The 6543-nt window shown below is 61.6% G+C and carries 7 protein-coding genes and 1 tRNA gene; 2 read left to right on the forward strand and 6 right to left on the reverse strand.

The annotated features are described in order from the left end of the window. The 5 genes from G7044_RS17755 to G7044_RS17775 form a co-directional block, all read right to left on the reverse strand. The coding region (locus G7044_RS17755) for a GTP-binding protein (RefSeq protein WP_235931319.1) at positions 1–139 on the reverse strand (139 nt) is incomplete at its 3' end. An 86-nt stretch (positions 140–225) separates the two neighbouring features. Next, a complete protein-coding gene (gene fusA / locus G7044_RS17760) occupies positions 226–2349 on the reverse strand; it encodes an elongation factor G (RefSeq protein ID WP_166331336.1) in 2124 nt (707 codons plus the stop codon). An 18-nt stretch (positions 2350–2367) separates the two neighbouring features. After that, the gene (rpsG, locus tag G7044_RS17765; protein ID WP_166331338.1) at positions 2368–2838 is read right to left on the reverse strand and encodes a 30S ribosomal protein S7; all 471 of its coding nucleotides are present in this window, start codon (positions 2836–2838) and stop codon (positions 2368–2370) included. Between the two features lie 12 nt (positions 2839–2850). Next, positions 2851–3222, reverse strand: a complete 372-nt coding sequence (gene rpsL, locus G7044_RS17770) for a 30S ribosomal protein S12 (protein WP_166331340.1) — start codon at positions 3220–3222, stop codon at positions 2851–2853. Between the two features lie 437 nt (positions 3223–3659). Then, positions 3660–5012 (reverse strand): ATP-binding protein, encoded by a 1353-nt coding sequence (locus tag G7044_RS17775; RefSeq protein WP_166331342.1) that lies wholly within the window; start codon positions 5010–5012, stop codon positions 3660–3662. A 61-nt stretch (positions 5013–5073) separates the two neighbouring features. On the opposite strand from G7044_RS17775, the gene G7044_RS17780 reads away from it, so the two are divergent. Together G7044_RS17780 and G7044_RS17785 are read left to right on the forward strand one after the other, a co-directional pair. Further along, complete coding sequence (locus tag G7044_RS17780) at positions 5074–5913, forward strand: MBL fold metallo-hydrolase (protein WP_166331344.1); 840 nt, start codon at positions 5074–5076, stop codon at positions 5911–5913. Positions 5914–5972: 59 nt separating this feature from the next. After that, a tRNA-Asn gene (locus G7044_RS17785) sits at positions 5973–6047 on the forward strand. Positions 6048–6370: 323 nt separating this feature from the next. On the opposite strand, the gene G7044_RS17790 is transcribed toward G7044_RS17785, so the two are convergent. Continuing rightward, positions 6371–6543 (reverse strand): transposase (locus G7044_RS17790; RefSeq protein WP_166330198.1); only part of this gene is annotated, 173 nt, incomplete at its 5' end.

Below are 6543 nucleotides of genomic sequence, written 5' to 3' on the forward strand. Positions count from 1 at the left end.
CATCGATCTGGTCATAGGCCTTGAAGTCACCGAAATACTTGGTGATCGCAGCCGTCAGCGTCGTCTTGCCGTGGTCAACGTGACCAATGGTGCCGATGTTGACGTGCGGTTTCGTCCGTTCGAATTTTGCCTTTGCCATTGCAAAGCTCCTTGTAAGTGACGGTGCGTGCCAGCACGCACCCTACGGGGGTGGTAGGGTGCGAGGTTTCCCCCGCACCGCCTTGATTACGCGTATTTCTTCTGGATCTCGTCCGAGATGTTCTGCGGCACGGCGTCGTAATGGTCGAACTGCATCGTGAACACTGCGCGGCCCGAAGACATGGAACGCAGGTTGTTGATATAGCCGAACATGTTGGCCAGCGGCACGAAGGCGTCGATGACATTCGCGTTGCCGCGGGTGTCCTGACCACGGACCATCCCGCGACGGGAGGTCAGGTCGCCGATGATCGAACCGGTATATTCTTCCGGCGTCACAACTTCGACTTTCATGATCGGTTCGAGCAGTTTCGCACCGGCCTTCTTCAGACCGTCACGCATTGCTGCGCGCGAGGCGATTTCGAAGGCCAGGACCGAGGAGTCGACGTCGTGGAACGCACCGTCAAGCAGCGCGACCTTGAAGTCGATGACCGGGAAGCCTGCCAACGGACCGGAGTCCATGACCGACTTGATGCCCTTTTCGACACCCGGGATGTATTCCTTCGGAACCGCACCACCGACGATTTTCGATTCGAACGAATAACCTTCGCCCGGCTCGGTCGGGGTGATCGCCAGCTTGACGCGCGCGAACTGGCCGGTACCACCGGTCTGTTTCTTGTGCGTGTAGTCGATCTCGGCCGGCTGCGAGATGGTCTCGCGATAGGCCACCTGCGGGGCACCGATATTCGCCTCGACCTTGAACTCGCGCTTCATGCGGTCGACCAGGATGTCGAGGTGAAGTTCGCCCATGCCCTTCATGATCGTCTGACCCGATTCCAGATCGGTTTCAACACGGAAGGACGGGTCTTCGGCCGACAGGCGCTGAAGGGCGAGGCCCATCTTTTCCTGGTCAGCTTTCGACTTCGGTTCCACGGCGATTTCGATCACCGGCTCGGGGAAGGTCATGGTTTCCAGAACCACCGGCTTCGAGGGATCGCACAGCGTGTCACCCGTGGTGGTTTCCTTCAGACCCGCCAGCGCGATGATGTCGCCAGCGAACGCTTCCTCGATTTCCTCGCGGTTGATGGCATGCATGACCATCATCCGGCCGACGCGTTCCCGACGACCTTTGGTCGAGTTCAGCATCTGGTCACCTTTTTTCAGGGTGCCCGAGTAGATGCGGGTAAAGGTCAGCGAGCCGACGAAGGGGTCGTTCATGATCTTGAACGCCAGCGCCGAGTAGGGCGCCGTGTCATCGGCAGGACGCTCGATGTTGCGCTCTTCGGTTTCGTCATCGGGGCTGAAGCCCTTGAGGACGGGGACGTCTTGCGGCGACGGCAGGAAGTCGATCACGGCGTTAAGAAGCGGCTGTACGCCTTTGTTCTTGAACGCAGAACCAGCCATGACCGGGAAGAAGGACAGCGACAGCGTACCCTTGCGGATCAGCTTGCGCAGGGTGTCTTCGTCCGGCTCATTGCCTTCCAGATAGGCTTCCATGGCGTCGTCGTCCATTTCGACGGCCAGTTCGATCATGTTGGCGCGCCATTCGTCGGCCAGATCTTTCAGCTCGTCGCGGATCGGCTGACGAACCCAGCTTGCGCCGAGGTCTTCACCCTTCCAGACCCATTCTTCCATCTTGATCAGGTCGACGATGCCTTCCAGCTTGTCCTCGGCACCGATCGGCAGGGCGATCGGGCACGGGGTGCCGCCGGTGCGGTCCTTGATCATCTTCACGCAGTTGAAGAAGTCGGCACCGATCTTGTCCATCTTGTTGACGAACACGATCCGCGGAACCTTGTAGCGGTCAGCCTGACGCCACACCGTCTCGGTCTGCGGTTCAACGCCGGCATTGGCGTCGAGCAGACAGATCGCACCATCCAGAACCGCCAGCGAGCGTTCGACTTCGATAGTGAAGTCGACGTGGCCGGGGGTGTCGATGATGTTGAAGCGGTTACGCGCCGAGACATCTTCGGCATAGTCGGCATCTTCGTGGCGCTGCCAGAAGGTCGTCGTGGCCGCGGACGTGATGGTGATGCCGCGCTCGGCCTCTTGTTCCATCCAGTCCATGGTCGCCGCGCCGTCATGGACTTCGCCGATCTTGTGGGACTTGCCGGTGTAGTAAAGGATACGCTCGGTCGTCGTCGTCTTGCCGGCATCGATGTGGGCCATGATGCCGAAGTTACGATAACGCTGAAGCGGATATTCGCGTGCCATATTGGGCCTTCCTTCCGGTTACCAGCGATAGTGGCTGAACGCCTTGTTGGCGTCGGCCATCTTGTGCGTGTCTTCGCGCTTTTTCACGGCGGTGCCGCGGCCGTTGACGGCATCGGCCAGCTCGCCTGCAAGGCGCTCTTCCATCGTGTTTTCGTTGCGGTTCTTCGCAGCGGTGATCAGCCAGCGGATTGCCAGCGCCTCGCGGCGGGTCGGACGGACTTCGACCGGAACCTGGTAGGTGGCACCACCGACGCGGCGCGAGCGCACTTCGACGGAAGGTTTCACGTTTTCCAGCGCCTCGTGGAAGATTTCCACCGGCTCGCGCTTCAGCTTCGACTGTGCACGCTCGAGCGCGCTGTAGACGATGCGTTCGGCGACCGATTTCTTGCCGTCAACCATCAGGTTGTTCATGAATTTCGTGAGGACGCGATCGCCATACTTGGCGTCGGGCAGCACTTCGCGCTTTTCAGCGGCGTGACGACGGGACATCTGTGTCTCTCCTTACTTCGGACGCTTCGCGCCGTATTTCGAACGGCGTTGACGACGATCTTTTACGCCTTGGGTATCCAGCACACCGCGCAGGATGTGGTAACGGACACCCGGAAGGTCTTTTACACGGCCGCCACGGATCAGCACGACGCTGTGTTCCTGGAGGTTGTGCTTTTCGCCCGGGATGTAGGAGATGACTTCGAACCCGTTCGTCAGGCGCACCTTGGCGACCTTACGCATAGCGGAGTTCGGTTTCTTCGGCGTCGTGGTGTAGACGCGCGTGCAGACGCCGCGCTTCTGCGGATTACCCTGAAGGTGCTGCGACTTCGAGCGCTGCACCCGGGGCTGCCGCGGTTTGCGGATCAGCTGTTGAATCGTAGGCATTCGGTTCCCCGTTTTGCTCTGTCAATACTCGCATCCGGCTGGATGCGCTGCTTCTCGACGGCCAGTTGCGCGAATCGCAAAAAGCCAAAGCCCATCCGTTCCCGAGGGGACAGAGGGGCTATCCAGTAAATTCAGGCGCTTGTCCTGAATCTCGACCGTAAGGTTCTGGATCCCGAGGGGGAAGAACCCATCAGGTCGGGCGGGCTATAGGCGGAATCGGCTGTGCTGTCAACAACGCGCACCCCGCAAATACTGGGTGCTGCGGCAATGGATATGGTGCGCGAAAGGGGCTTTCACAAGGCCCAAACGGCGGCACCCCGCCTCCAGTCCCCTGCCCGCTCGGCATGCCCGGCTTCTATTTCAAGTTGTCGCATGACATCACGGGTTACCACGCGCGCCGCCAGCGGAATACTCCCACGCAAACCGCAACGGTGGCGTCAGCGCGGAAACGCGATCTCGGCGCGCAAGCCGCCCAGATCAGCGCTGCGCCCCAGCCGTAGCTGCCCCCCCAACATGCGCGCGGTATCGGCGGCAATGGCAAGGCCAAGGCCCGCGCCCTCTCCTTTGTTGCGCGAGCGGCCGGGATCAAGGCGGCTGAACGGACGCAGCGCCTCCTCATAGCGATCCTCGGGGATGCCGGGGCCGTCATCCTCGACGGTGATGCGAACGGCGCGCGGGCTGGGAGCCAGTTCGATCCGGGTATTGCTGCCATAGCGCCGCGCATTGCCAATCAGGTTTTCGACCGCGCGGCGCAGCATGTCGGGCCGGAAGGTGGCGCTGTCCTGCGGGGTGACGCCGGGGGCCAGCAGTTCGATCTCCTGCCCGCTGCGTGCGGCATCATCAATGATGCGTTGAAGAAAAGGCAGCAGCGCCACCTGTTCGGCAGCCGCGCCGTCTTGCGCGGCGTCACGGGCAAAGGCCAGGAAAGCGTTGATCATGCGCGACATCTCGTCAACGTCGCGGCGCATGGCGGTGATTTCCTCGGCATCGGGCTCGACATCTGGCGACAGCATCGACAGGCCCAGCTGCAATCTGGTCAACGGCGTGCGCAGGTCATGGCTGATCCCGCTCAGCATCATGCCGCGCTGCTCTGCCAGCCGCTCCAACCGGTTGCGCATATCCAGAAAGGCGGTACCGGCGCTGCGAATCTCGATTGCGCCGCCGGGGCGATAGGGGGTGACGCGGCCGCGTCCATAATCCTCGGCCGCAAGGGCCAGCCGTCGGATCGGGCGTAACTGGTTGCGCAGGAAGATCCCCGCGACCACTGTCATCAGCGCGGCGGTAAAGCCCAGCAGAACCAGCAGCTGATGCGGATTCGAGGCACTGACCCGGCTGCGTTGAAAGGTCAGCGTATAGGGGCCGAATGCGCCGTTCATCCCCAGCCGAACCTGCCTGAGATCACCCAGTTCGACCGCCACGAGACCGCGCAGACGGTCGCGCAACTCGTCCGCAACGATCCGGCCCGAGACATCATAGAACACCCGGCTATCGGCGACTGGCGCCCCAGGCATCTCGAACTGAAGATCCAGATTTGCGCTGAGGTCGCGGGCCGCGATCTCGGCCGTTATCATGTTCGGCGCCTGATCGATGCGCCGTTCCACAAAGCTCAGATCGACGGCGACCGAGGCGGTCATCTGCCGCGTCACATCTTCGAAATGGCGCTGCAGGAACATCACCGTCACGACCAGCACCATGGTAAAGACCGGCAGCAGCAGGATCAGCACCGCGCGCCCATAAAGCCCGCGCGGCATAAGCCGCTTCAACCACCCGAAATCCGGTCCGAATTGCATGGAACCCCCTGCCTGTCGCCGCTAAGTTAGTCATCGAAACCGTGAAGGAAAAGCCGGCACGATGCTGCAGACGATCCTCGCCCCCAACCCCTCGCCCCTGACCGGGCCGGGCACCAATACGTTTCTGCTGGGAGAGGATGACCTTGTCGTCATCGATCCCGGCCCCGCGATCGACAGTCACATTCAGGCGATTTTGGCGGCCGGTGCGGGCAAGATCCGCCAGATTTTGGTAACGCATGCGCATCTGGATCATTCAGCCGGGGCCGCCGCGCTTGCTGCAGCGACCGGCGCGCCGGTGCTGGCCTTTGGCGATGCTGATGCGGGGCGTTCGCCCCTGATGCAGACACTTGCCGACACGGCTGGCGGCGGCGAGGGCCGCGATACCGCCTTCCGCCCCGACCGGTTGCTGCGCGACGGAGACCGGATCGAAGGGGCCGGCTGGTCGCTGACCGCCGTCCACACGCCCGGCCACATGGGCAATCACCTGAGCTTTCTCTGGGACGACCAGCTGTTCTGCGGCGACGTGATTCTCGGCTGGTCCTCGACGCTGATCTCACCGCCTGACGGTGACCTGCTGGATTATTTCCGCAGCCTCGACCGGATCGAGGCGCTGCGCCCTGCCCGCCTGATCCCCGCACACGGCGCGCCGGTCGACACCCCCGCCGTCCGCATCGCCGAGTTGCGCCACCACCGCCGCGACCGCACCGCGCAGATCATCGCCGCACTGCGTGAAGGGCCGGCCGGGGCCGCCGATCTGGCGCGGCGAATCTATGACGTCCCGCCCATGCTGCTACCGGCGGCGACACGCAACGTGCTGGCCCACCTGATCGCGCTGCACCAGCTTGGCGCGGTCGAAACACCTGTCGCGATCACGCCGGAATCGGTTTTTTCGCTGCGGTGAAAATTTTGCGACAATCCCTCTGGACGGCCCCGAAAGTGGTTGCTATACGCCCCACATGTTCCGGCGTAGCTCAGCGGTAGAGCAGTTGACTGTTAATCAATTGGTCGTAGGTTCGATCCCTACCGCCGGAGCCAATCACCCTTGATTTCATTGGGTAAATTGGCATAGCACCACTCCTACTAACAACCTACTCTTGCTTTTGCGGTGGTTGTTTAGGGGGCGTTCTGGCCCCGCCGATGCTCACGAAGACGTGATCTTTTGTCGCGGCCTACTATGCTCAACAGCCGAAAGCCGCCGAGAGTTTGCCGTAGCGGCAGAAGAAAACGTTTGCCGACAAACCAAAATTCTTCCTGTGCTTTCTATGATCTTGCTCAACGGACGCGTGCATCGTAGCTTACGAGTAAAACGAGGGCCATATGTTCCTAGAGAAGTTCAGCCGCTACATTAGGGTCAGGATTCATAACCAATAGATGACGAGAGCCGCGAGGGCGATGGCTGAGAGGAACACTTTGGGGCATCGGTCATAGCGGGTCGCGACGCGCCTCCAGTCCTTGAGCCTGCCGAACATGATCTCGATGCGGTTACGCCGCTTGTATCTCCGCTTATCGTATTTGATCGGCGTCTTGCGTT

The organism is Paracoccus xiamenensis, assembly GCF_011308835.1.
GTDB lineage: Bacteria > Pseudomonadota > Alphaproteobacteria > Rhodobacterales > Rhodobacteraceae > Paracoccus > Paracoccus xiamenensis.

Bases quoted from the DNA above. Each gene is read 5' to 3' on its own strand.
- rpsL (WP_166331340.1), bottom strand. From the start codon at position 3,222: ATGCCTACGATTCAACAGCTGATCCGCAAACCGCGGCAGCCCCGGGTG.
- G7044_RS17780 (WP_166331344.1), top strand. From the start codon at position 5,074: ATGCTGCAGACGATCCTCGCCCCCAACCCCTCGCCCCTGACCGGGCCG.
- fusA (WP_166331336.1), bottom strand. From the start codon at position 2,349: ATGGCACGCGAATATCCGCTTCAGCGTTATCGTAACTTCGGCATCATG.
- G7044_RS17775 (WP_166331342.1), bottom strand. From the start codon at position 5,012: ATGCAATTCGGACCGGATTTCGGGTGGTTGAAGCGGCTTATGCCGCGC.
- rpsG (WP_166331338.1), bottom strand. From the start codon at position 2,838: ATGTCCCGTCGTCACGCCGCTGAAAAGCGCGAAGTGCTGCCCGACGCC.